This window comes from Nitrospiria bacterium, assembly GCA_035517655.1.
In the GTDB taxonomy this organism is placed as follows: domain Bacteria; phylum Nitrospirota; class Nitrospiria; order JACQBZ01; family JACQBZ01; genus JACQBZ01.
Genome location: DATIYJ010000030.1, coordinates 18,160 through 40,945 on the forward strand (window position 1 = coordinate 18,160; position 22,786 = coordinate 40,945).

25 protein-coding genes and 2 tRNA genes are annotated in these 22,786 nt (G+C 58.2%); 9 read left to right on the forward strand and 18 right to left on the reverse strand.

Annotation, left to right across the window (positions count from 1 at the left end; genetic code table 11):
* Positions 1–28 precede the first annotated feature (28 nt).
* The 4 genes from VLY20_06360 (at position 29) to VLY20_06375 (ending at position 1,749) form a co-directional block, all read left to right on the forward strand.
* On the forward strand, positions 29–796 hold the full coding sequence (locus VLY20_06360) for an NAD-dependent deacylase (GenBank protein ID HUK56264.1): 768 nt from the start codon (positions 29–31) through the stop codon (positions 794–796).
* A gap of 116 nt (positions 797–912) precedes the next feature.
* The gene (locus VLY20_06365; GenBank protein HUK56265.1) at positions 913–1,185 is read left to right on the forward strand and encodes a DUF2442 domain-containing protein; all 273 of its coding nucleotides are present in this window, start codon (positions 913–915) and stop codon (positions 1,183–1,185) included.
* Positions 1,178–1,390 (forward strand): DUF4160 domain-containing protein, encoded by a 213-nt coding sequence (locus VLY20_06370; GenBank protein ID HUK56266.1) that lies wholly within the window; start codon positions 1,178–1,180, stop codon positions 1,388–1,390. Before VLY20_06365 ends, VLY20_06370 begins: the two co-directional genes overlap by 8 nt.
* A 29-nt stretch (positions 1,391–1,419) precedes the next feature.
* Positions 1,420–1,749 carry a transcriptional regulator gene (locus VLY20_06375; protein ID HUK56267.1) on the forward strand — a complete coding sequence of 110 codons (330 nt, stop codon included), beginning with the start codon at positions 1,420–1,422 and terminating at the stop codon, positions 1,747–1,749.
* Positions 1,750–1,909: 160 nt separating this feature from the next.
* Here the strand turns inward: VLY20_06375 and VLY20_06380 are convergent, their stop codons facing one another.
* From VLY20_06380 to VLY20_06395, 4 genes are all read right to left on the reverse strand, one after another.
* A complete protein-coding gene (locus VLY20_06380) occupies positions 1,910–2,239 on the reverse strand; it encodes a hypothetical protein (GenBank protein HUK56268.1) in 330 nt (109 codons plus the stop codon).
* 14 nt (positions 2,240–2,253) lie between these two features.
* Positions 2,254–2,850 (reverse strand): hypothetical protein, encoded by a 597-nt coding sequence (locus VLY20_06385; protein ID HUK56269.1) that lies wholly within the window; start codon positions 2,848–2,850, stop codon positions 2,254–2,256.
* Positions 2,851–3,214: 364 nt separating this feature from the next.
* On the reverse strand, positions 3,215–4,630 hold the full coding sequence (gene rimO / locus VLY20_06390; GenBank protein HUK56270.1) for a 30S ribosomal protein S12 methylthiotransferase RimO: 1,416 nt from the start codon (positions 4,628–4,630) through the stop codon (positions 3,215–3,217).
* Between the two features lie 42 nt (positions 4,631–4,672).
* On the reverse strand, positions 4,673–5,854 hold the full coding sequence (locus VLY20_06395; protein HUK56271.1) for a two-component regulator propeller domain-containing protein: 1,182 nt from the start codon (positions 5,852–5,854) through the stop codon (positions 4,673–4,675).
* Positions 5,855–5,984: 130 nt separating this feature from the next.
* Here VLY20_06395 and trxB point away from each other — a divergent pair, with 130 nt between their 5' ends.
* From trxB to VLY20_06415, 4 genes are all read left to right on the forward strand, one after another.
* A complete protein-coding gene (gene trxB, locus VLY20_06400; protein HUK56272.1) occupies positions 5,985–6,929 on the forward strand; it encodes a thioredoxin-disulfide reductase in 945 nt (314 codons plus the stop codon).
* Positions 6,913–7,620, forward strand: coding sequence for a hypothetical protein (locus tag VLY20_06405; GenBank protein HUK56273.1), 708 nt, complete (start codon positions 6,913–6,915; stop codon positions 7,618–7,620). The genes trxB and VLY20_06405 overlap by 17 nt, the downstream gene beginning before the upstream one ends.
* Before the next feature lie 91 nt (positions 7,621–7,711).
* Positions 7,712–7,927 carry a hypothetical protein gene (locus tag VLY20_06410; protein HUK56274.1) on the forward strand — a complete coding sequence of 72 codons (216 nt, stop codon included), beginning with the start codon at positions 7,712–7,714 and terminating at the stop codon, positions 7,925–7,927.
* Positions 7,914–8,477, forward strand: coding sequence for a hypothetical protein (locus VLY20_06415; protein HUK56275.1), 564 nt, complete (start codon positions 7,914–7,916; stop codon positions 8,475–8,477). The genes VLY20_06410 and VLY20_06415 overlap by 14 nt, the downstream gene beginning before the upstream one ends.
* A 396-nt stretch (positions 8,478–8,873) precedes the next feature.
* Here VLY20_06415 and VLY20_06420 read toward each other — a convergent pair whose 3' ends face one another.
* From VLY20_06420 to VLY20_06465, 10 genes are all read right to left on the reverse strand, one after another.
* Positions 8,874–9,416 (reverse strand): transposase, encoded by a 543-nt coding sequence (locus tag VLY20_06420; protein HUK56276.1) that lies wholly within the window; start codon positions 9,414–9,416, stop codon positions 8,874–8,876.
* Between the two features lie 790 nt (positions 9,417–10,206).
* Positions 10,207–10,410: a DUF2283 domain-containing protein gene (locus VLY20_06425; GenBank protein HUK56277.1), complete on the reverse strand. Its 204-nt coding sequence runs from the start codon at positions 10,408–10,410 to the stop codon at positions 10,207–10,209.
* A gap of 223 nt (positions 10,411–10,633) precedes the next feature.
* Complete coding sequence (polX, locus tag VLY20_06430) at positions 10,634–12,361, reverse strand: DNA polymerase/3'-5' exonuclease PolX (protein ID HUK56278.1); 1,728 nt, start codon at positions 12,359–12,361, stop codon at positions 10,634–10,636.
* Positions 12,362–12,571: 210 nt separating this feature from the next.
* Positions 12,572–13,555, reverse strand: a complete 984-nt coding sequence (queG, locus tag VLY20_06435; GenBank protein ID HUK56279.1) for a tRNA epoxyqueuosine(34) reductase QueG — start codon at positions 13,553–13,555, stop codon at positions 12,572–12,574.
* 54 nt (positions 13,556–13,609) lie between these two features.
* Positions 13,610–14,491: a PHP domain-containing protein gene (locus tag VLY20_06440; protein ID HUK56280.1), complete on the reverse strand. Its 882-nt coding sequence runs from the start codon at positions 14,489–14,491 to the stop codon at positions 13,610–13,612.
* Positions 14,488–15,060, reverse strand: coding sequence for an adenylyl-sulfate kinase (gene cysC / locus VLY20_06445; GenBank protein HUK56281.1), 573 nt, complete (start codon positions 15,058–15,060; stop codon positions 14,488–14,490). The genes VLY20_06440 and cysC overlap by 4 nt, the downstream gene beginning before the upstream one ends.
* A 148-nt stretch (positions 15,061–15,208) precedes the next feature.
* Positions 15,209–15,293, reverse strand: a tRNA-Leu gene (locus tag VLY20_06450).
* Positions 15,294–15,359: 66 nt separating this feature from the next.
* Positions 15,360–16,787, reverse strand: a complete 1,428-nt coding sequence (locus tag VLY20_06455; protein ID HUK56282.1) for a M48 family metalloprotease — start codon at positions 16,785–16,787, stop codon at positions 15,360–15,362.
* Positions 16,788–17,026: 239 nt separating this feature from the next.
* Complete coding sequence (locus tag VLY20_06460; protein HUK56283.1) at positions 17,027–17,251, reverse strand: hypothetical protein; 225 nt, start codon at positions 17,249–17,251, stop codon at positions 17,027–17,029.
* Positions 17,252–17,269: 18 nt separating this feature from the next.
* Positions 17,270–17,680, reverse strand: coding sequence for a PilZ domain-containing protein (locus VLY20_06465; protein HUK56284.1), 411 nt, complete (start codon positions 17,678–17,680; stop codon positions 17,270–17,272).
* Between the two features lie 177 nt (positions 17,681–17,857).
* Between VLY20_06465 and VLY20_06470 the strand changes: the two genes are divergently transcribed.
* Entirely contained in the window at positions 17,858–18,262 is a 405-nt protein-coding gene (locus tag VLY20_06470) for a hypothetical protein (protein HUK56285.1), read from the forward strand.
* Positions 18,263–18,289: 27 nt separating this feature from the next.
* Here the strand turns inward: VLY20_06470 and VLY20_06475 are convergent, their stop codons facing one another.
* The 4 genes from VLY20_06475 to VLY20_06490 all read right to left on the reverse strand — a co-directional run bounded on the left by VLY20_06475 (position 18,290) and on the right by VLY20_06490 (position 22,670).
* Positions 18,290–20,950: an EAL domain-containing protein gene (locus VLY20_06475; GenBank protein ID HUK56286.1), complete on the reverse strand. Its 2,661-nt coding sequence runs from the start codon at positions 20,948–20,950 to the stop codon at positions 18,290–18,292.
* Between the two features lie 298 nt (positions 20,951–21,248).
* Positions 21,249–21,728, reverse strand: coding sequence for a hypothetical protein (locus tag VLY20_06480; GenBank protein ID HUK56287.1), 480 nt, complete (start codon positions 21,726–21,728; stop codon positions 21,249–21,251).
* Positions 21,729–21,832: 104 nt separating this feature from the next.
* Positions 21,833–21,908 (reverse strand) — tRNA-Cys (locus tag VLY20_06485).
* Between the two features lie 54 nt (positions 21,909–21,962).
* A complete protein-coding gene (locus tag VLY20_06490) occupies positions 21,963–22,670 on the reverse strand; it encodes a TIGR04282 family arsenosugar biosynthesis glycosyltransferase (protein ID HUK56288.1) in 708 nt (235 codons plus the stop codon).
* Positions 22,671–22,786 lie beyond the last annotated feature (116 nt).

Here is a 22,786-nt window from a genome sequence, read left to right on the forward strand (position 1 = left end):
AATCCGATCCCCCGCTACAATGTCCCGCATGTCATCACCGATTGAACAGGTTCGTGAGCGTCTTTCATCGGCCCGGCGCGTGACGGTCCTCACCGGCGCCGGCATCTCGGCCGACAGCGGCATCCCGACCTTTCGCGGCCCCGAGGGCCTATGGAAAAATTTCCGGGCGGAGGATCTGGCCACGCCGCGGGCCTTCGCCCGCGATCCAAGCCTCGTATGGGAATGGTACAACTGGCGGCGGGAGTTGATCGCCTCGAAGGAGCCGAACCCGGCGCACCGGGCGCTGGTCGATCTGGAAAACAAAATGGAATCCCGCCTGTCCCTGCCCGTCCGGCAGGCGGACGGCAGGCAGGCGCGGCGGGCGCCGTTTCGTCTGCTGACGCAGAACGTGGACGGTTTGCATGCGCGGGCCGGAAGCCGCGACCTCGTCGAGCTGCACGGGAACATCTGGAAGGTGCGCTGCACCGGCTGCGGCGCCGTGTCGGAGGACCGGCGGGTCCCGATCCCGATTCCGCCGCACTGCGCCTCGTGCGGGAAGATGCTGAGGCCGCACATCGTCTGGTTCGGCGAAGCGCTGCATCCCCGGGACATGGACCGGGCGATCGAGGCGCTGGAATCCTGCGACGCGCTGCTGGTGATCGGAACCTCGGGCGTGGTCCAGCCGGCCGCCTCCTTCGCCGCGACGGCCCGCGCGGCCGGGGCCTTCGTGGCCGAGATCAATCCGGACGCCTCGACCGCCGCGGCCCATGTCGCCCTGCGCGGACGCGCGGCCGAGATTGTCCCGCAGCTAATTTAAGACTCCCACAACCTTCTTAACCAGAGTTCCCACGCCCTATTGCATTTTCAGCGCAACCTTGATTCATGAATCGTCTTGATTTTTGAAGCATGCTCTGTTAAGAATATAAAAAGGGGGTGATCGCTGTGTTAAAAATTAACGAGGTTCGACCGCTGCCCGGCTTTAAAATCTGGGTCAAATTCCAAGACGGGGTTGAAGGCCATGTGGATCTTTCCGATCTTGTCGGGAAAGGTGTTTTTTCCAAGTGGAAGGAACGCGGGTTTTTTGAATCGGTGTTTATTGATAAGGAAAGCCATACCGTCGCCTGGCCGGGCGGAATTGATTTGTCTCCGGAATCTCTCTATGCCGAAATTACAGGTAAGCGCGTTCTAAAGGCAACGCATGCCTGAGATCAGTCGGTTCTATGGTATTGTCATTGGAGAACATGAGGCCCTGATCAGCATTCAAACCTTGAGCGTTTTAGCCGGACGGCTGCCGGCGCGATCCTTGGGTCTTGTCGTCGAATGGGCTGAACTTCACAAGGCAGAACTCATGGAAGATTGGAACCGCACCCAGAACCATCAACTCCCGAACAAGATTGAACCTTTGCCATAGTAAGGCATGTCTGACGTCTTACTGAAAAAATGCATAAAAAAAGAAAACAAAAAGCGCGTGCCGTCGGTATCGAACCTGCCGTGCTCGAAGCGCTGGCCGATCCCGAAGTCGCGGTGGCCTATATACGAAACTGTTTAAAAGAAACAGGCCCGGCTCGCAGTCGTCTTCTGCTTCACGCACTGATGAATGTGGCCCGGGCGCAAGGCATCAGCTCGCTGGCCAAGGGATCCGAATCACGCCGGCGCCTGATCTACAAGACCCTCTCGGACGACGGGAATCCCAGCATCACGACGATCGAATCCATCCTCAACGCGATGGGACTGGCGCTCGACGTGCGGCCCTTGAAGAAAGCGGGCTGAGATTTACGGGGCGTGGCGGAACGGGCATCCCGTACAACGATGGGGAATGCGCGCATATAGATCACAGAACAAGTATCGGCTCCTTGGGTAGGTTGCTTTTGAGGCAGAGATATTTTCCATTGCCCTTCTTAAACTGAAGGACTTCTTGCTGAGTCAACCGTTAGACCAAAAAGCGCCCTTGCGCACCCTTAGGACGCAGAACATTTTTAGGCCCAATAACCACAAGCAAGCGGTCATAGTCCGGTGGATTACCACAGTCGACCGTTGTACTTTTGCCACCATGGTACTTCACTTGAACCTTCTCGCCGGAGATATATCCATCATACCCCTTTTCGCGAGCGGACTTCGTCAGTGCCATGTCGAAGGCGTCGTGGCATAGGAACTCTCCAATGTCTCCAAGGAATCGATCTGTACGAGCAACACCAACCCGCTTCTGTTCTTCAACCGCGGTGAAGAACTGAGTGATGGCATTACGTTGAGCATCGTTCATGTTAAGCGCATTCTCTACGACCGCAAAAACTCCTCGACCGCTCTCTTGCCTCCCGTCAGCACCGGAACTCCGTCGCCAACCAAGACACTGTCGAATCGATATTTGAGCAGGACGCGGATTCCATCGCGGGCCTCGGCCGGATCTTTGTATTTCTCGGGTGGCATGAGATTTAGCTTGCCGGACGGTTTTCCGATCAAGGCGTCCCCCAGAATCAGGACCCCCTTGCCGCGATCAAGAAAGAGGGCCGATTCTCCCGGCGACTTGCCGTCCGGGATATGGACCGCCTTGACGCCGCCGGGAAGAAGATCGCCGTCTTTGAAGGTGCGGTCTATTTTTATTTCCATGAGCGGGGCATCCGCCTCCGGAGCCAGGACGATCGTCTTGAACTGTTTTCGAAAAGCCTCGGCCTCGCGAACGTGATCGCGGTTGGTCAGAACGATGCACGTGATCGGTTCCTGCGTTTTCAACCAGGTCCCAACTTCCGCAGACAGCGGCGGCGGATCGATCATCACCCGCTCGGCTCCCGAAATAATAAGATGGCCGTTGAAGTCGTAGCCCTTTTCCTGCGAGAACCAGGACCACTGATAAATGCCGGGAAGTATCTCTTTCATATCGAATCCTCCCTAACGCATTACAATCGGCGGGTCCTGTCCTGCGACAGCCCCATCCGTCCTCACTCTGCATGCTCCGAAGATCGATTCGTGGAACCTCACGAAAGAGCCCTTGGCTTTTCCATTGCGGGCGGATGGGGCGCCCCGTCTCCGGCCACCCGCCGATTGGCACTGGGCCCAAGAGGCGACTCTGATTTCGTTTGGGCTCCCGGCTTGGCGAAGGACGCGGCCCGCCAGGGTCAATTTTCGGCAGAGCATCTTCGGAAAATTGAGCGGCCGAGCCTTAGCCGGGTCAAACGAAAGCCGCCGGAGCCGAAGGGCTCAGCGCCAGACGGCGCTTACCCACATCGGCCATATCCCACCATTATAAAACCGTCAACCCGGAGGGGTGTCGAGAAGCAGCTTTTATCTTTTCAGCAGCCGGCCCAACGATATGCCCGACCAGATCATGCTCGCCGGCCTGGGTAATCTCGACCTTCACCATGTCCCCGGCGGAGGCGGCGCCGTCGTTGATATAAACCACGCCGTCGATCTCGGGCGCCTGGCCTTCGGTGCGGCCTTCGAGCAGCAAATCCGTCTCGCGGGACGGGCCGTCCACCAACACTTCCTGAACGGTTCCGATCATCGTCGCATGTTTTTCACGGACGATCCCGGACTGGAGGGCCAGTAGCTTTTCCTGCCGCTCGGCCTTCACCCCGGCCGGAACGGAATCGCCCAAGGGATGGGCCGACGTGCCGTCTTCTTGAGAATACGTGAAGACGCCCAGCCGGTCGAAGCGGACCTCCCGTATGAGATCGGTGATCTCCTCGAATTGCGCTTCGGTCTCTCCCGGAAAACCGACGATGAAGGTCGAGCGCAGCGTCACGCCCGGAACCTTCTCCCGGATGCGCGTCAGGAGGCTGCGGATCATCCGGCTTGATCCCTTTCGGTTCATCTTGCGGAGGATGGCGTCGTTGATGTGCTGCAGCGGCAGATCGACGTAGTTGCAGATCTTGGGTTCCTCCGCCATGAAATCCAAAAGCTCATCCGTGAGATCGGTCGGATAGGTGTAGAACAGCCGGATCCGGCGGATACCGTCCACGCCGGCCAAGGGCCGCAGCAGCCCCATCAGCCCCCTCTTCTCGCGACGGTCCCAGCCGAAGCTGGTGAGCGATTGAGCGATCAGGTTGAGCTCCACGACGCCGCGCTCGGCCAGCGAACGGGCTTCGATGAGAATGTCTTCGACCGCGCGGCTCACCAGGTCGCCGCGGAAATTCGGGATGGCGCAGAACGAGCAGCGGTAGTTGCAGCCCTCCGAGACTTTCAGGTAGGCCCAGTGGCGCGGGCTCAACGTGAGCCTGGGCGTCGCGGCGTCGTAAAGCGCCGTGGGCGAGGCGGTCCAAATATGTTCCTTGCGCCCGCGTCGGCCCCGGGCCAGGAGCGTCCGGCAGATGCCGGCGATCTTCGGGAAATCGCCCGTGCCGACCACCGCGTCCAATTCGGGCAGCTCGGCCATCAATTCTTTGGGATAGCGGTGGGCCAGACAGCCGGCCGCGATGAGAACACGGCAGGCGCCGGATTTTTTATAGCGGCCGAACTCGATGATCGCGTCGATCGACTCCTGTTTGGCGGCGTCGATGAAGCCGCAGGTGTTGATGACGATCACCTCGGCCTGCTCCGTTTCCGGGGTCAGCTCGAAGCCGTCTTGAGATAGCGTTCCGAGCATCACCTCGGAGTCCACCTGGTTCTTCGGACAGCCCAGATTGACCAGGCCGACTTTCACTTTATGAAACGCGTTCATGGTATACAAGATTCTCTGTCTCGATTCAATTTTTGCGGAACCTTACTCCGCCGGAAGGCTCCCTTTAAACACACTCAGGCCCTTTGTGGTCCCGAACCATCGACGACCCTTTGGGTCGAACAGGATGGAGAAAACATAGTCGTCCATCAGTCCCTTGGAGCGGTTGATCGTCCTCCAGCGCGTCCCGTCGAACCAGCTGGCGCCGCCGTTCGTCCCGGCCCAGACGTGTCCCTCCCGGTCCGAAGCCATCGTGAAGACGAAGTCGCCTCCCAGTCCGTCTTTCGCGGTGTAATTCGTCCATGCGGCGCCGTCGAAGCGCGCCACACCGCCGCCCCAGGTCCCGAACCATCTTCGATTCCGATCGTCGACCAGGGAGGAAATGATAAAATCGGGATTGGGGCCGGCATTCTGCTTTCCCATCTTCAAGTGGTGTTCCAGAATCGAGGACCCGTAGCCGCCTCCGGCCCCTTCCTCCGTCGCCTCCGGGTCCGGGAACGGAGAGGCCGGCCGGGCGCCCGCGGGACTCTCCCCGATTTCTCCGCCGACGCCGTCCTTATGCGAATAGGTCTTCCAGGATTTCCCGTCGAAGCGGCTGATTCCGGCCTCGGTGCCGAACCAGAAGACGCCGTCGCGGTCATACGCGATCGAGTAGACCCACTTGTCGGGCAGCCCGTCGGCCACGCGATAGGTCCGGAAGCGCTCCCCCTCCAACACGCTCACCCCGTTCCAGGTGGCCACCCACATTTTCCCGTCGCGGTCGTACTTGATGTCGTAGACCCAGTTGTCCCCCAGGCCGTCGTCCGTTGAAAAACGCTTCCAGGCGTGTCCGTCGTAGCGCGAAAGCCCTCCGCCGTAGGTTCCCACCCATTTATTCCCCTTGGGATCCACGGAAAGGATGTAGACCGCGCGGGCGATGAAGCCGCCTTCCGTGTTGGCCGGCGTGAAGATCTCGTACTCCTTCTTCCGCGGGTTGAAGCGGATGATCCCCTTCATCGTGCCCAGCCAGAGATCGTCGCCGTCCATGGCCATGGTGCGGACGGGATCGTCGTGGGTGTTGAAGGCCGCCCAGGAAATCGGACCGTAGGGGGGCGTTTCGGCCACGATGTCGGGCTCGGGAGGCGGGCGTCTCAGCGCGCAGGACGAGAAGACTAGGGCCGATCCGGCCAGGACCACCGCCACAAAGAACCGAAGGGGCGCGTTTGTTTTCCGTCGTGTTGATTTCATAAAGACGTTCATGATAGCATAAATCGGATCCTATCGGCAAAGTAGATTTTAGTCCGACGCATTGTATAAGGTCCCGTTCCAAACACGGGCGGGTGGCAGGACCCGCCCGTCTTGACATCTTGTTGAACAAATGACGAATTCATCCGATCCCAAAAACGTCCGCGACGTCGTCATCATCGGCTCCGGCCCGGCCGGCCTGACGGCCGCGCTCTATGCCGCGCGGGCCGACTTAAAACCGCTCCTGATCGAGGGAACCCAGGCGGGCGGCCAGCTCATGATCACGACGGACGTCGAGAACTATCCCGGATTCCCGGAAGGGATCCTGGGGCCGGAGCTCATGAAGCAGATGCGGACCCAGGCCGAGCGCTTCGGGACGGAATTGATCCGGGGGGACATCACGGCGGTCGATCTCAAAAAGACCCCGTTTCACCTGACGGCCGAGGAGGGGACCTATTCGACCCGCTCGCTGATCATCGCCTCCGGCGCCTCCGCCAAGCTGCTGGGCCTTCCCTCCGAGCGGCGGCTGATGGGCCGCGGGGTGTCGGCCTGCGCCACCTGCGACGGATTTTTCTTCCGGGGCAAGGAGGTGATCGTCATCGGCGGCGGAGACACCGCGATGGAAGAGGCCACCTTCCTCACCAAGTTTGCATCCAAGGTCACGATCGTCCATCGCCGGGACAGATTCCGCTGCTCCAAAATCATGGAGGGCCGCGCCAGGACCCATCGGCAAATCGGGATCATCTGGGACACCGTGGTCGAGGAAATTTTGGGCGATCCGGTCGTCACCGGCGCGCGTCTTAAGAACGTGAAGACCGGAAACGTGACCGAGATGAAAATCGACGGCGTGTTCGTGGCGATCGGGCATGAGCCCAATACAAAGCTTTTCGCCGGTCAACTAAACATGGACGAGCGGGGCTACATCGTCACGAAGAAAGAGACGACCGAGACCTCGCTGCCGGGCGTGTTCGCGGCGGGGGACGTTCAAGACCCCCGCTACCGCCAGGCCGTCACGGCGGCCGGAACCGGCTGCATGGCCGCCATGGACGCCGAAAAATATCTTGAGAGCCTTCCTTAAAGCGCCGGCCCTCTCCGTCTTGATTTTCCTGACCTCCGCCTGCGCGGCGGCGCCTCCCCCTCCCCCGTCCGATCCCGAAACGGCGTGTTATCATCCCCACTGGACCATCCCGCTCGATTTCAACAAGGTACGACGCGCGGCCCAGCGGACCTTCATCCAGCACACCGGGTCGTCGCGGTATCTGACGATCTTCTCCCCCGGACCCTTCGAGCGGTCTTACTATTTCGTCATGTCGCCCGATCCGAGCGAGGCCTCCATCGAACAGAGCGAGCACAAGGGCGTGATGCTGGATACAGACGGCAAAGGGAGACCCGATTGCTTTATCCTGGGAGGCGGAACGCTTCCGGACGCGAAGGGAGAGCCCGTGCCCTATAATTTCTTCGCGATCGACCGGGACGGAAACGGGCGGATCGAGGCCTTTATCAGCGAGGACCTCGATCTCGACGGCGACCACGTGATGGATCAATACGTCCGGGCGCTCATGACGGATCCGGACCCGGAGGGCCATTTCCGGCGGGGGACTTATCAATCCGACGGCGCGTCCACGCCCATTCCGAAAGCGGGTTTTGACTTTCTACTCAAAAAACCGCTCTACGACGAGCCGGTGCCCTTCGCCGACAACGAAGCGACCCAGATGACACTGTTTGCGGAGTTGGAGAAAATTTGGAAGGAACTTCAAGGTTACAAGTAGGCGCAGGCCCCTATGCCCGTCCATGTCCAGGGCGGCGGTTCAAAAACAAACGGCATTGTGCTAATATCCTTGAAACTTCACGGGCGCGGGAATGAGATTGGATGAAGGACAGATTGAGGTCGTAGACGATGCCATGGCGGAGATCCTGCGCCGGAAAGAGCCGTGGGAGCGGATCGCCATCGGCTTTGGTCTTTGGACCGGAGCCCGGAAGATGCTGACGTCGTACCTGGCCGCTTCTCATCCGGATTGGACGGAGGAACAGATCCGGCGAGAGGTCGCCCGAAGGATGTCCCGTGGAACCGCATGAACTCCTGCATGCGGTGGTGGAGGTTCTGGAACGGCTGCGTATCCCCTACCTTGTAACGGGGTCCATCGCCTCCATGGCTTACGGCGAACCCCGTCTGACCAACGACATCGACATTGTCGCCGGGATTCAACCGGGGCAGGTCGGCGATCTCCTTGCGGCCTTTCCCGCCCCCGAATATTATTTGAGCGAAGAAATGATCCGGGAGGCTCTTCGGCGGTCCGGGCAATTCAACATCATCCACCCGGCGTCCGGCTTAAAAGTTGATCTCATCCTGCGTCGCGACACCCCTTTTGATCGGAGTCGCTTTACGCGGAAGAAAAGACTACGGCCGGCCAAGGATTATGAAGCCGATTTTGCCGCCCCGGAAGATGTGATCCTGAAAAAAATGGAGTTTTACAAAGAAGGGGGTTCCGAGAAACATCTCCGCGATATCACCGGCATTATGAGAATTAGCGGCGACGAGGTGGATTGCGGTTACATCACCGACTGGGCGGAACGCTTGGGCGTGACGGAAATCTGGAACGCCATCCTCAAGCGCCTCAAACACTGAGCCGCCCCGTTTTTGCGGGAGTCTTCGGTGTCGGTGTGGCGGGTCAAGCCATAGATGAACGTTCGCTGTTCCCTTTTTTCACGCGCTGGTGTATAGTGCGACTCGGCGGGAAGCAAGCCGCGATCTCTTCACCCTAAACGTCGAAGAAGGGAAGACCATGAGCAAGGGAATGGACAGTAAAAAGCAAACCAAGAAAGCGCCGGCGAGGACCATGAAAGAAAAAAGAGCCGCGAAGAAAGCCAAAAAGGAAGCCAATCGTTCCTGGAAATAAAACGGCCCGGGTCTTTTAACCGCCTTTAAGCCCTTCCCCTCCCCGCGCGCGAGTGAAACCCTGAGCTTAAGTCGAAGGGCCGGAGGGGAGCTTAATGTTTTTTCAGGTCCGACCGGGCTTTCGACCTATCGTCGATCTATCCTATCCGAGTGGTTTTCATCCATCGACCAATTCGCCGGGTTGCCTTGGATGTATTCGCGAGTGCGATTCAACTCGTCATCATTCCGGATAATGTGTTCGTAATAATTCCGTTGCCAAAACGGTTGTCCTGAACAGGACAACAGACGGTTGACCCGTATGGCCGACATCGATTTGAACGTGCGCACAACATCCCCCAGTGTAGGGGCGCTGCTTGCTGCGCCCTGTTTATCGGGCAGGGCAAGCCCTGCCCCTACAAGCGCAAGGATCCCATGTACATGGTTGGGCATGAGGGCAAACGCGTCCAATTCAACCGATGGAAACCTTGCAGGGAGATCTTTCCACACGCGTTCAACGATCCTTCCCGCGTCATTCAAAACCATCCGGCCATCGAATATATCACCGAACAAGCATTCCCGGTTCTTCACACAGACCGTCACAAAATACGCTCCCGTCCGACTGTATTCATAGCCCTTCAAACGGATGGATCGCCGATGATGAATCTCGGGCATGTACCGGCTTTTCATCATGCCTCCTCACCCTCACCCCCCCCGCGCGCGAAGCCTGAGGGGAGCAAAGAACCTTTTTCTTAAAACACTTTTTTCGACCTCAAAAAGAGACTTCTAAGATCAAAAAACGCCCTTTATTTTCCAGAATCTCTTTGCCTTCCAGAACGTTACTCAGGTACTACCTGATCACGGTTATTCCCATACGCCAAACCTTTGCTCACACTTGCCACAAAGCATCCTGGATTTCCAACCATCCTGAACGCGCAGATTTGGCGCGTCCGATAGCCGGATATAACCGGTGGCAGACGTATCTCGAAGCCATTGGAAGACGAAACTCGGGACAATGTGACTTGCCCGGAGGTCGGAAGATTCTCCGCATAAGGCACATTCAACAAACTTGAGATCATCCACATACATACAATGGAAATGGGGACGGATTTATTTTTAATGCTTTAGGAAAGATGTACAATTCACTGCGGAGCATGGGGCCTCGATTTTCCCTCCGGCGGATGTCGTCGCGTGCAAGAATCATGGACGGTGGGGACGGCCCCTGCCCGTCCGGCAGGCGGGCGCGCCGGAGGAATGTTAGGGCGGATTATATCGGTTCAGGTGAAACGAGTCAATAAGGCGTAAGGGATAAGGAGTGAGGGGAGGATGGCAAGCGGTTTACTTCCGCTCCTTTCCGTCCGATTCTTTTTCCAACTCTTCAATCGTCGGCAATTGGCCCATGATCTGCTTCGGCAGAGAGTAAGTCAGCTGATAAATGGAATTTGTGCAAGCGCCTCTTGCACAAAGGGGAAGAATTATTTCGTTACTTCAGCGCGACTTCAAGCGGCTTCTTGCTCAGCTTGCTGACCCTGAGCACGGAGAAGCCCAAAATATTTCCTGCCTGATCCACTTTTTCCATCACCTGATCATTCTCCGTCTCACGGAAATAGCCTTCCTTCTGCTCAAAAATCACCTCGAGATAATCCCCTTCCGGGTCATACCACAGTTTCACGACTTTCTTGGCCATATCACGTCTCCCTTCTTGATCGTATCCGTCAAGTGGACTGGACATTATACAACGGTAGGGGCTTGATTAATCAAGCCCCTACAATTTCACCCTCTACCTCTCTCTCTATCTATATATAATGATGCAAATCGAATATATTCGTCGCGGCGGAGAATACAATTCAGTTGGGGGGAATCTTTCTTAATAATTAAAAGATTGCGCAAGACTCGTATTCGTGTATGGTTCAAGTCGTCGCGGGACGACGAAGGGCCAATACTTTTTTCATCTCGGCCGCCGACTTGGTGTTGAAGACGGCCTCGCGTGTGAGCCAGCCTTTGCGGGCGATCCCGACGCCGTAGCGGACGTCCCCGATGCCCTCGACGCTGTGCGCATCCGGATTGATGCTGACGGGCACGCCCAGCTCCACGGCCGTAGGGCAGACCCGCCAGTCAAGATCGAGCCGCAGCGGGTTCGCGTTGAGCTCGATCGCCACGCCGTGATCGCCCGCGGCCTGAAGGACCTTCCGCAGGTCCACCGGATAGGCTTCGCGCGTGAGGAGCAGTCGCCCGGTGGGATGCGCGAGGATCGTGACGTAGGGGTTTTGGAGCGCCTTGACGATACGGTCCGTCATCCCGGCCTCGGTCATCTTGAACTTGCTGTGGATCGAGACGACCACGAAATCGAAACTCGCCAGGACGTCATCGGGATAATCGAGCGAGCCGTCCGGAAGGATGTCGCACTCGGTGCCCTTGAAGATCGTGATGTCCTTGTATTTTTTCCGGAGCGCGTCGATCTTCTCCTGCTGCTCCCTCACCCGTTCGATCTCGAGCCCGTGGGCGTATTGCGCCGAGCGGGAATGATCCGAAATGCCGATGTACTCGTAGCCCGCCGCGCGCGCCGTCTCGACCATCGCCTCCAGCGTGGCGCTGCCGTCGGAATAGACCGTGTGGTTGTGAAAGATGCCCTTGATGTCCTTCTCCTCGATCAGCTTCGGAAGCCTCCCGGCCTCGGCCGCCGCGATCTCGCCCATGTCCTCACGCAGCTCCGGAGGAATGTAGGCGAGACCGAGTTTCGAGAAGATCTCCTCTTCGTTCTTGCAGGGAATGAGTTTTTCTCCTTGAAATAGCCCGTACTCGTTCATCTTGAAGCCCAGACGCTGCGCGCGCCCGCGCATCGCGACGTTGTGCTCCTTGCTCCCGGTGAAATGGTGCAGCGCGTAGGGAAATTCGGCGTCCGAGACGACGCGGAGATCGACGTTGATGCCGGACTTGAGACGGACGGAGGACTTGGTCTCGCCCTTGGCGATCACTTCTTCCACTTCCGGAAGCGTCGTGAAGGCTTCCATCACGGAACCGGAAGACTCCGCGCTCACGAGCAGGTCTATATCCTTCACGACCTCTTTTCTCCGCCGCAGGCTGCCGGCGATCGCGATCCGCCGGACCGTCTTGTGAACCTTCAAGGCATCGTAGAGTTTTTCGGCCTCGGCCGCCGCAACAGGATAATGGAATTGTCCCTTCTGCTTTCTCACGTACTGGATGCCCTGAAGGATCTTTTCCTGCATCCGCGGTCCGAAGCCCTCCAGTTTCAAGAGCCGGTTCTCGTTGCAGGCGTACTCCAGCTCACCGATCGTCGAGATCCCGAGTTGGTCGTGAATCAGACTCGCGCGCTTGGGGCCCAGGCCCGGAATTCGGATCATCTCAAGCAGTCCGGCCGGGACCGCGGCCTTCAGCTCCTCGTAATAGGCCAATTTCCCCGTCGTCACCAATTCGCTGATTTTTTCAAACAGCGCCGCGCCGATCCCCTTCACCTCCTTGAGCGCGCCGGAGCGGACGGCCTCATCGAGATCCATATCGAGCGCGGCGATCGTGCGGGACGCGTTGGCGTAGGCGCGGGACTTGAACGGGTTCTCGCCCTTCAGCTCCAGCAGCGTGGCGATCTCATCTAAAATCTCGGAGACTTCCTGCTTCGTCATCGAATCCTTCTCGCAACTTGTGGTGGCAGCTTGGCCAAGACCGTAAACCGCGACTCGGTTGAGATTTGGGCACCGCCTTGGCGAAGGACGCGGCCCGCCAGGGCCAATTTTCCGCAGAGCCCCTTCGGAAAATTGAGCGGACGAGCCTTAGCCGGGTCAAATCTCAGCCGTTGAGCGGACGAGGACTTGGCCAAGCCGCCACCTTAAATTTCACGCCGTAAATGGCATCAGTGCCTTTGCATTTCTCTGAAGGCCCGCGCGCTTGGGACGGAGCAGCGGCGTGTCGCGGAAGGCGGCGCGGAATTCCTCGTCCGATTTTAAAGCCAGCACCTTCTCCAGGTCCAGCCAGGGCCCGGCGCCGTGATCGGGCCGGAATTCTTCGACCGCGGTCGGCTTTGAACGCGCGTTATAAGGGCAGACCTCCTGACAAATGTCGCAGCCGAAGACCCAGCCGTTTAATTTTGGGATCAACGCATCCGGAATTTCAACTTTGTTCTCGATCGTGAGATACGAGATGCAACGGTTCGCATCAAGATGGTACGGGGCGACGAGCGCGCCGGTGGGACAGGCGTCAAGACACAGTCGGCAGCTTCCGCATTCGGAGGTCCGGGCCGGGCCCGGCTCCAACGCCAGCGTCGTCAGGATCACGGATAGGAAAACCCACGAGCCGAATTCCTCCGTGATGAGCAGCGTGTTCTTCCCGATGAAGCCGATCCCGGCCTGCCGCGCGAAGGCCTTCTCCAAAACCGGTCCGTGATCGACATAACTCCGGCAGTCCGTCTGCGCGCCGGACGCCTCGCGGATAAAAACCTCCAATTGCGACAGCCGCGCTTCGATAAGATCATGGTAATCCCCGCCCCAGGCGTAACGCGAGACGCGGCCCATGCTCGGGGCGCGGCGCCCTGCCCGTCCGGCAGGCGGGGCCGTCACCCGACCCGGATCGGAAGGCCGTTCCTGCGCGTAATTCACGGCCAGCACGATCACGCTTTGGGCGCCGGGAAGAAGGGCCCGCGGCCTCGACCGGCGACGCGGATCGCGCGCCATGTATCCCATTCCGCCATGCCGCCCTTCGGCCAGCCATCGCGAAAGCGCCTCGTCGTCCTCATCCAGATCACCGGCCGAGGCGATTCCGACGGCGTCGAAACCCAGGGCCCGCGCCCGGTCAAGGACCTTCTGAGTCAGGGAAGACGGCATGCCTAACTCCGCTCTTATCTACCGACAGGAACCGGGGGAGGGGAAAACAACCGTTCAGTTGGTTTGAGCCGAAGCTCCATAGCCTCGGGCTTTTTTCCGGAGCGACTCGAGGAGCTCGAAGGGCACGTGAAGTTTGCCCAGGCCGACACCCAGATCGATTCCCGGCTTGTGGGCCCCGTGGAAATCGGATCCGCCCGACGGCAGCAGGCGGTACTTCCCGGCCAGCTCGCGGTAATAACGGCTCTGCTCCTCGGAATAGGTGCTGTAGATCACCTCCATCCCGTCCAGACCCGTTTCCGACAGCGTGTCCAGCAAGGGCTCCAGAAGGGGCGAGGGCTCCTTGAACAAGGTGAACGGATGCGCCAAAACGGCGACGCCGCCGGCCTCATGAATCGCGGCGATGGCGTCCTGAGGGCTGAAGCGAAATTTTTCGACGTATCCCGGCGCGCCCTTTTTCAAATACCGCTCGAAGGCCTCCGGCGTCGACGAGACGTATCCCTTCTGAATCAACACCTTGGCAAAATGCGGTCGGCCGACCTGGCCGCCTCCGGAAGCGGCGACCACCTCGTCATAGGTGATCTTCAAACCCAGGGCCTGAAGCTTTTGAACGATCTTCGGGTTCCGCTCCCTCCGGGCCTCCTGGAGACGCCGCAGGCGCCCCCCGAAGCCTTCATTCCGGCGATCGACAAAAAACCCCAGGATGTGCATCGTGCCGTCGGGATGATCGGCGCTCAGTTCCACCGCCGGAATCACCTCGATTCCCAACCGGGCTCCTTCGGCCGCGGCTTCGTCCACACCGTCCACGCAGTCATGGTCCGTCAGGGCCAGGGCGCGAAGTCGTTTCGTCGCCGCGTAGCGGATCAGTTCCACGGGGGTGAAACTGCCGTCCGAAGCCGTGCTGTGGGTATGGAGATCGATCCACCGGTCGTCCGTCACGATCGCGCCCGCTTTTCGAAGGGGGTTTCGGAAGCGCCGGACAGATGTCCCAGTCGTTCAAGAACGGCGATGATCTTCGCCGCCGAGGCCTCGGGGCTTTCTTTGTCCGTTTCGATGACCACGTCGGGACGAGTCGGCTCTTCATACGGATCCGACACCCCGGTAAAGTGAGGAAGGTCGCCGGCCAACGCCTTTTTGTAAAGGCCCTTGACGTCCCGTTGGATCAGGACGTCCATGGAGCATTTGACAAAGACTTCGACGAAGTCCTTGATCTCCTCCCGGGCCTGGTCGCGGCTTTCACGATAGGGAGAGATCGCCGCAACGATCACGATCACGCCGTGCCGGGTCAGGAGTTGGGAGACAAAGGCGATCCGCCGGATGTTGGTGATCCGGTCTTCCCGGCTGTACCCCAGATCCTTGCAAAGATTCAGGCGGATGACATCTCCGTCCAGAATCTCGAGCCGCGTGACGCCCCGCTCCCGAATCTTGTTCCCCACCAAGTGGGCCAGGGTTGTTTTGCCGGCGGAGGGAAGGCCGGTTAACCAAACGGTTACTCCTTTGGATGACATCTCTATTTTTCTCCTGCCGGGTAATGTATCGAATCAGCAAACCCTTGTCAAGGCGGGAAAAATGAAGATTCAACGGATGCATTCAATTTCCGTTTCATGGAATCCGCCGGCCGATCGGGCATGAAACGCGACGCCGAGGTAAACGATATGCCGGAGGCCGGACTCGAACCGGCACAGGCCTTTCAGCCCGAGGGATTTTAAGTCCCTTGTGTCTACCATTCCACCACTCCGGCCGATCTGAGAGGCTTAATTTAAGGGGGAGAGGCGGCGGCTGTCAAGACGCAACCGCGGTTTCCGATTCAGATCCCGTCCCGGACAATCTGATCGATTTGGTCCTGGATCTTCCGGGCCAGATCGCCGTCCTTCGGCGCAAGCTTCTTGGCGTTCCTGAACTCCTGGAGCGCCGCCTCCGGTTCCATATTCAGCCGAAGGTAGCGCGCCGTGTGATAGGTTCCTTCCAAGGTCTTCCCGGTTTGAAGATAAACCTGTCCGAGATGATAATTGGCGAAGGCATGGTCCGGATTCCGCCGTACCGCTTCTTCATAGGCCTGCCGCGCCTCTTCCGGCCGCCCGGCATGCTCCTCGACCATGCCGAGAACAAAATACGCCGACGGAAGCTCCTCGCCCGGTTTCGACTCCTTCAAACTTTCAAGCGCTTCGGCTTTCGCCCGATCGATGTCCTGGCTCTTTAAATACGCCGTCGCCAGATCGGCATGATAAACCGGGTTGGTCGGCGACACGGCCAACGCCGCCCGATATTCGGCGATCGCCTGGGCCACGCGGTCCGTGGTCAAATAAGCCAGGCCGGCCAGGTAATGATGCCGCTCATCCGGAACGGCCCCCGCCGATCGCTCCGGAAACAGTTGAGCGGGATCCTGCCATGTCTCCGTTTTGGCCCGGATGATGGTCTCCACGCGTCCCCAGTCGATGAACTTTCGAGGCGCGGCCAGGACGTGGTCCACCGGGCGCACCATGCGAAGCTCGCTCAGATGGATACGATCATCCAACTCCGGGTGGGTCTCAAGGTAGGCGGGCATCTGGTCCCCTCCGTTGATTCTTTCATAGTCCAACAGGGTTTGAAAAAAATTCAGCATTCCCTTCGGGTCAAATCCGGCCTCTTTGACGTACTCCATCCCGGACGCATCGGCCTCGTCTTCGTTCTCGCGGCTGAAATGAAGCTGGGCGGCGGTATTGGTGGCCAGAGCGATGCTGCTGCCGGCCGCCCGGCCTCTCGAAAAGAGGATGGCCGCAATGGTGGCCAGACTCAGCGCCGAGATCTGGGACTCGTTTTTAAAAAAGTGGTTGTGCATGACGTGGCCGGTTTCATGGGCCAGGACGCCGGCCAGCTCATCCTCCGTGTTTAGTTTGGTCAGAAGCCCGTCAAAGACGAAGATATATCCTCCCGGTATGGCAAACGCGTTGAGTTCAATGTCGTCGAGGACGAAGTAATGAAACGCCTCCGGATCGCCTCCGGCGGCCGCGACCAGGCGGCGGCCCACCTGGTTCACGGCATCCACGACCTCTTGATCTTTGATGAAGCGGTACTGTTTCCGGGCCTCCTTCAGGAATTCTTTTCCAAGTTCCTTGCCGCGGTCCTGCGGAATCTGCGGCTCGGCTTCAGGAGGCGCGGCGGACGGAGGCGGATGCCGCTTCGGGGGCGCGGCGCAGCCCGAGAGCAGGATCGAAACGCTTAACAGAAAACAGGTCGCTTTATTCATCCAGGACATGGCCGATCGCTTGATTTTTAGGGCAAGTCTCCCTCAAATTCCGGCAGAGGGTCCGGGTTTTAAGAAGGGCCGTCTTGTTTCGACTTATCCGGTTTCGGGACCGTAACTCGCGCCGTTGCAATCCAGGCAGATGAAGTCGCCATCGATATTCACGGTCGGTTCCCCGCAAAAAGGACATTCGGGACCCGGTATGGCAGGAGGCAAAATAGGGAGCTCTATCTCATCTTCATCATCCATCGTTATTCCGTACTCCCGGCCAGATCATCAATCAGGATCTTATTCCGGTCATAGCAATTCACGCAGAAATCATCCGAGATCGCGTCCGAGACGGCCCGGCCGTTTCGATCCAGCTTGCCCTCCGCCCTTAACATCGAAAAACAGGCGTCGCAAACCATAAAAGGCCCCCGGGTGGACATCACCGCATGCACCGTGCTTTCTCCTCCGCTGGCTTGGGTCCCGATCATCTCATTTCGGGTGAAGCGTTAGACGAAATAACGTTCCGCATTCTCGATGTATTCATTCAACGCCGGCGTCGAGTCCCGATCGACCAGCGTATCAAACTGGATTCCGGCGATATACGCATCCTTGAACGGCGCGGACCAGCGGACTTGTCCGGATAGGTTCTCCACCGTCAGCTTGCCGTCCTTGTCGAGAAACGACAAAGCCATCTTGACCCGGCTGCCGGGGTTCATTTTCTCGGGTGTATAAAGTTCCAAGCCCCCCCGGCTGATCCCCCCCACATACGCCGCGAAACGGGTGTGATCGTCGACGCAGACGATGTCTCCGACCGACTTGATCGTCACCCGCTTATGCTGACGTTTGTTGGTCATATCGTACGGGATGAGGGTGCAGGCACGACTCTCATTATGACTGAGTGTCTCGAAACCTGTCAAGAAGTAAGTCCTTCCACACGTCAAACCTCGCATGGAATCCGATCGATCGTTTTTCCTTGATGGGGCCGCATCTTGCCTTTTCCACACGAGTCCGGTATCTTATCACCGGCTTTTCCCGTACGGTTGTTGCGGTCCGCCTGAAAAGATCGCCTGGCTTAACCATCGATGGAGGCCGCCATGGATATCGCGCGAAAAACATTTTTTGTGATTTCAACGGAGGATCGGCCGGGACAACTGGCCCGTTTTTCAAAACAGATGTCGGATCATGACATTAATTTGGCGGCCGTCTGGAGTTTCGGGACGGGCCGGGGAAACGCCGAGATCGTCGCCATTCCATGGGACGCCGCCGTCTTCAGAACCGCGGCCAGGGAAGCGGGCTGGGTGTTCCGCGAGGGCAGCTGCTTTCATCTCTCGGGCGAGGATCGGGCCGGCGCGCTGGCCGACACCCTCGACCGGATTGCACAGGAAGGCATCAACCTCCACGCGGTCGATGCGATGGGGTTTGAAGCCCGCTATTCGGCGTTTGTCTGGTGCGACGAGACGGAGGTCGAAAAATTGCGAATGGTGTTAAAGGGATGGTAGGAATTTTTGAATCGGGACGAAGAAGGATTACGGCAAACCTCGTCCCTGGGTTAAGAGCCGGGTCATTCCTTCCACCGTCAGAGGTTTGCTGAACAAATAGCCTTGCATTTGGTCGCAGCCGAGCGAACGCAAAAACCGGAGCTGCTCTTCCGTTTCCACGGCCTCGGCGACCACCTTCAATTTCAAGCTGTGTGCGAGCGTGATAATCGCACTCACAATCGCTTTATCATCCGCATCGGTGGTGACATCGCGCACAAAGGAGCGGTCGATCTTCAAGGTGGTCACCGGAAAGCGCTTAAGATAGCTCAGGGAAGAATAACCGGTTCCAAAATCATCCACCGAAATTTCCATCCCCAGGGCGTTCAGCTGACGCAAGGCCACCGCCGTGGCCTCGGCGTTTCTCATGATAATGCTTTCGGTGAGTTCCAATCCCAGGTATTTCGGATCGAGACCGATTTCGTCAAGCGTCCCGGCAATCGTTTGGGGCAAGTCTTGTCGGTGAAATTGGCTGGCCGAAAGATTGACCGCGACGCGGATGGGCGGAAGACCGGCCGATTGCCACGCCTTGTTTTGAGCGCAGGCGGTTCGCAAGACCCACTCGCCGATCGGTATGATCAGGCCCGTTTCTTCCGCCAGGGGGATGAATTCGGCCGGGGAGACGATCCCAACCTCCGCGCGCTCCCAACGAATCAAGGCCTCCGTGCCGATCACCCGGTCGGTGGTCAGGTCCACGATGGGCTGATAGTGAAGTCGAAATTCCTTCCGTTCCAGGGCACGTCGAAGACTGTTCTCGAGCGCCAGCCGTTCAGAGACCTTCGCATTCAAAGCGGGCGAATAGAGTTGGTAGGTGTTTTTTCCCTGTTCTTTTGCGCGGTACATGGCGGTATCGGCATTTTTAAGAAGGGTTTCATAATCCTTTCCGTCATTGGGATAGACCGCGATTCCGATGCTGGTGGTAATATACAGCTCCCGGCCGTCCAGATTAAACGGGGCCGAGAGGGCCGTGAGTATTTTTTGGGCGATGTTCAGGGTATCCCCGGGTTTTGCGAGATTATCCAGGATCAGCACGAATTCATCGCCGCCGAGCCGGGCCACCGTGTCCCCCTCGCGGATGCAGCCCGTTAATCGTTCCGCAACCGCCTTGAGCAAGCGGTCGCCAAAGGCATGGCCCAGCGTATCATTGATGTTCTTGAAGCGATCCAAATCAAGGAACAGGACCGACACCAGGCGTTTGCTCCATGGGACCCGCGTCAGCGCCTGGGCCAGACGATCGCAGAGAAGGGTGCGATTGGGGAGGTCGGTGAGCGTGTCGAAATTGGCCAAATAGGTTAGTCGTTCTTCCGCTTGCTTCCGTCGGGTGATGTCTCGGAAGCTCCAGACTCTTCCGACGCTCTCCCCTCCGATTCGCTGAGGTTGTGAATAGCGCTCGAAGACCCTTCCATCTTTAAATTCCAGCAGGTCGTAACTTTCCGCTCCCGACTGCGCATACAATTCTCTCACTTTTCTTAAAAACCCCTCCGGGTCTTTGAGTTGATTCAGAACGTGGGCGATGGCTTTTTCATCGTCCCGCGATGCGACAACCGCGGGCGGGATGTTCCACATCTCCACGAACTTTTGATTAAAGCTGACGATCTTTCCTTCGCGATCGACGACCAGAATGCCGTCCGCGGTGGATTCCAGCGTCGCTCGAAGGAGAGAAAGCGATTGGCCCAATTCCTCATCCGCCCGCCGGCGTTCGGTTTCGTCCTTCAACGTTATCACCGTCCCCACGGTCACGCTGTGCTCGCGGATCGGGCTGCTGATGGAGTCGACGGGAAGACGGGTGCCGTCCACGCGCAAAACCGTTTTTTCGGCGACGCGCGGCGGACTGTCCCGTGGAAACTTCTCCACGGCGTCGGCCGGGCGACGCGGTCCCCTTCCGTTGGATTCCTGCAGGATCCGATCGATGGACTGCCCGATAAGCCCCTCCACGGGATAACCCGTCATCTTCGTCACGGCCGGATTGGCAAAGGTGATCCTTCCATCGAGGTCCAAACCGACGATGCCTTCGCCGGCGGAGTTCAACACAAGGTCGGCGCGGGCCCGGGCCCGCTCGCTCACACGCCAACCCACCAATAGCGCCACGCTTTCACACAGGATAAACCCGGCATGGATGACCGCCCATTTCCAGGGATGCATCAGCGCATCATGATGGTTGAATACGGCGGTCGGAACGAACTGACCGGTGAGTCCGTGTTCGACGGCCACAAAGAGGATCGCGAGCAGGTAGGGAATCCAATCCTCGTAGATCGCAATGACGGCCAGCACGACGAAAAAATGAAAATGGGCCTCGATATAACCGCCCGAAAACTGGACGAGGATCGCGGAGGACGTTACGAGACCGATGCTGGCGATCGCAGACCGGTAGCTGCGTTGAATCCGGTTCCAGGTCGCGCCGAGGGCCATGGCGGCGACCACCGCCCCCTCGCTTGCGCTTTGAACGACTCCAAACCCTTCGTACACTCCGAAGACCGCGAGTCCGATGGCGTGAAGGTAGATCAGGATGAGAATTCCACGGTGCCGCACCCTCCATTCCTCTTCGGAGAGCGCCCTTCCCTCCGGAATCATATTCCAAATGATTTCAAGTAACGAACGGTCGTCCGACCGTTTACGTTGGGCCCTGATCTCTTTTGCACTGAATCGCTTCATCATCCGTAGAGGTGGATACCGAGAAAGGTCATCGTAATGAATCGCTTTTTCCCAAACTTCGCACTCGTTTTAATTATAGCCGTTGCATCGGACGGTGATCTGACTAAACCCGTTTTCTACGCCGGTGCGGACCGAAAGGCAAACGATTTCTTGGGGTTTGAATTTGGCCGGAAAAGGTGGAGTACGCCAAGTAATTTGTCCCGGCTTATGCCGGAGCACGACGGCGTGGGGCCATGGGTATCGGCGGGGCCGGTGGGACAAGCGGGCTTGTTCTTGCAAAGGCCGAGGCGGATAATTTTTACTCTAACATGGCATTGGGCCGAACGATGATCTGCTTGCGATCCGCCGTGTTGAATTTGACCTGATCCATCGGGGCGCCAAAGTCCGCCGCGATTTCCTTGACGACCTTTGTAAAGAGCAGGAACCCGGGTTTGCGGATTATAAAATTCAATTTGTGGCTGTTTTTATCCTCTTGATCGCCGAAAAAGATGGTTTGGATATTCGAAAATGCGTCCGGATTTGACGGGTCAACCTGCCTCTCCCTGGGTTCGAAAATGATCACCGGCTTCCCGTCCGTGCGCGTGAATCGTACAATAATTTGCAAATACAAATCGAAGGGCGGATTGAGGCCCGTCTGTCCATATTTTTTATACTTGGTTATTATAAAACCGACATCTTTATCGGCAAGTTTTATATCAAACCCCAGGCCGATCAGCCTGGAGGTCACCATCTCATATATCTTTTCCTGGTTCTTGATCGGTACGACCCGGGCATCCACAACGGTCTTATAATTGATCCCACAACCGGTGAAGAAGACAGGGCTCAGAGCGACTAGGATGTAAAATGGGACTTTTCGACGCTTCAAAATCGGCCCGGAAAGAATGGAGGCGGCGGGCGGGATTGAACCGCCGAATCGCAGTTTTGCAGACTGCTCCCTTAGCCACTTGGGTACGCCGCCTTTTGTTTTTTCTTATATCATACTCCCGCCGAGAGCCGCAAGGGAATTTCGGCCCTACAACGCGTCCAAGTCCAACATCTTCAGCACGCGGGCGGTTTCAGGCGCCACGGATTTTCCGGTTTTCCGTTCCAGATAGCGCAGGTGCTCCGAGAGGAACCGGAGATCCTGAAGCCTGTCCACATCGTACCAGAACGGGAGAAGCGTGAGGTTCAGATCGTTGTTCGCGATCCGCGCGAGGGTCTGCTCCAGAACCCGCTCCGTGCCCCAGTCGATGCCGTCGAAAACCGGCGGGACCGATCCCGAACAGCCGATGAGATAATAGCCTCCGTCGGTACTGGGTCCCAGGACAAGCGGAGGCGTTTGGGAACGCTTCTCGAGCTGTTTAAACGCGTCTTGGATGGAAGCGACGGGAAGCGTCGGAAGATCCGTTCCGACGACCACGGCAGGGTCCAAGCCCAGGCGGAAGGCTTCTGCGATCGCGTTCCGCATGCGATCCCCCAAATTCGACCCTTCTTGATCGATCAATGTCAAGCCGAATCGGTCCGCGAGCCCTTTGAAAAATGGATCTCGCCGCGTCGAATCGCACGCGAGAATACGCTTCACGCCTTTCAATAACGCCGTGGCGTTCAGGGTATCCAGGATCAATGCCTGAGCAACCCGGCCGGCTTGATCCGGCGACAGATCCGGTAGGAGCCTTGTCTTTGTCCGGCCCGGTTTTGGGACCCTCGCGAAAAAGATCAGGGCTTTTTTTGCGGTCGGCACGACGACACCGTAGCATCCGGCCCCTTCAATTGTCAATCGCGCGCGCCGTCGGCTTGACGGTATGAGGGACGCTTATTATAATGGTAAAAATATCTTGACGCGGATGAAACACGACC

What these genes read in the sequence shown, in the direction of transcription:
- VLY20_06360 (HUK56264.1), top strand. Translation starts at nt 29, where the DNA reads ATGTCATCACCGATTGAACAGGTTCGTGAGCGTCTTTCATCGGCCCGG.
- VLY20_06370 (HUK56266.1), top strand. Translation starts at nt 1,178, where the DNA reads ATGCCTGAGATCAGTCGGTTCTATGGTATTGTCATTGGAGAACATGAG.
- VLY20_06375 (HUK56267.1), top strand. Translation starts at nt 1,420, where the DNA reads ATGCATAAAAAAAGAAAACAAAAAGCGCGTGCCGTCGGTATCGAACCT.
- VLY20_06380 (HUK56268.1), bottom strand. Translation starts at nt 2,239, where the DNA reads ATGAACGATGCTCAACGTAATGCCATCACTCAGTTCTTCACCGCGGTT.
- VLY20_06385 (HUK56269.1), bottom strand. Translation starts at nt 2,850, where the DNA reads ATGAAAGAGATACTTCCCGGCATTTATCAGTGGTCCTGGTTCTCGCAG.
- rimO (HUK56270.1), bottom strand. Translation starts at nt 4,630, where the DNA reads ATGAACGCGTTTCATAAAGTGAAAGTCGGCCTGGTCAATCTGGGCTGT.
- VLY20_06395 (HUK56271.1), bottom strand. Translation starts at nt 5,854, where the DNA reads ATGAAATCAACACGACGGAAAACAAACGCGCCCCTTCGGTTCTTTGTG.
- trxB (HUK56272.1), top strand. Translation starts at nt 5,985, where the DNA reads ATGACGAATTCATCCGATCCCAAAAACGTCCGCGACGTCGTCATCATC.
- VLY20_06410 (HUK56274.1), top strand. Translation starts at nt 7,712, where the DNA reads ATGAGATTGGATGAAGGACAGATTGAGGTCGTAGACGATGCCATGGCG.
- VLY20_06420 (HUK56276.1), bottom strand. Translation starts at nt 9,416, where the DNA reads ATGATGAAAAGCCGGTACATGCCCGAGATTCATCATCGGCGATCCATC.
- VLY20_06425 (HUK56277.1), bottom strand. Translation starts at nt 10,410, where the DNA reads ATGGCCAAGAAAGTCGTGAAACTGTGGTATGACCCGGAAGGGGATTAT.
- polX (HUK56278.1), bottom strand. Translation starts at nt 12,361, where the DNA reads ATGACGAAGCAGGAAGTCTCCGAGATTTTAGATGAGATCGCCACGCTG.
- queG (HUK56279.1), bottom strand. Translation starts at nt 13,555, where the DNA reads ATGCCGTCTTCCCTGACTCAGAAGGTCCTTGACCGGGCGCGGGCCCTG.
- cysC (HUK56281.1), bottom strand. Translation starts at nt 15,060, where the DNA reads ATGTCATCCAAAGGAGTAACCGTTTGGTTAACCGGCCTTCCCTCCGCC.
- VLY20_06455 (HUK56282.1), bottom strand. Translation starts at nt 16,787, where the DNA reads ATGTCCTGGATGAATAAAGCGACCTGTTTTCTGTTAAGCGTTTCGATC.
- VLY20_06460 (HUK56283.1), bottom strand. Translation starts at nt 17,251, where the DNA reads ATGATCGGGACCCAAGCCAGCGGAGGAGAAAGCACGGTGCATGCGGTG.
- VLY20_06470 (HUK56285.1), top strand. Translation starts at nt 17,858, where the DNA reads ATGGATATCGCGCGAAAAACATTTTTTGTGATTTCAACGGAGGATCGG.
- VLY20_06475 (HUK56286.1), bottom strand. Translation starts at nt 20,950, where the DNA reads ATGAAGCGATTCAGTGCAAAAGAGATCAGGGCCCAACGTAAACGGTCG.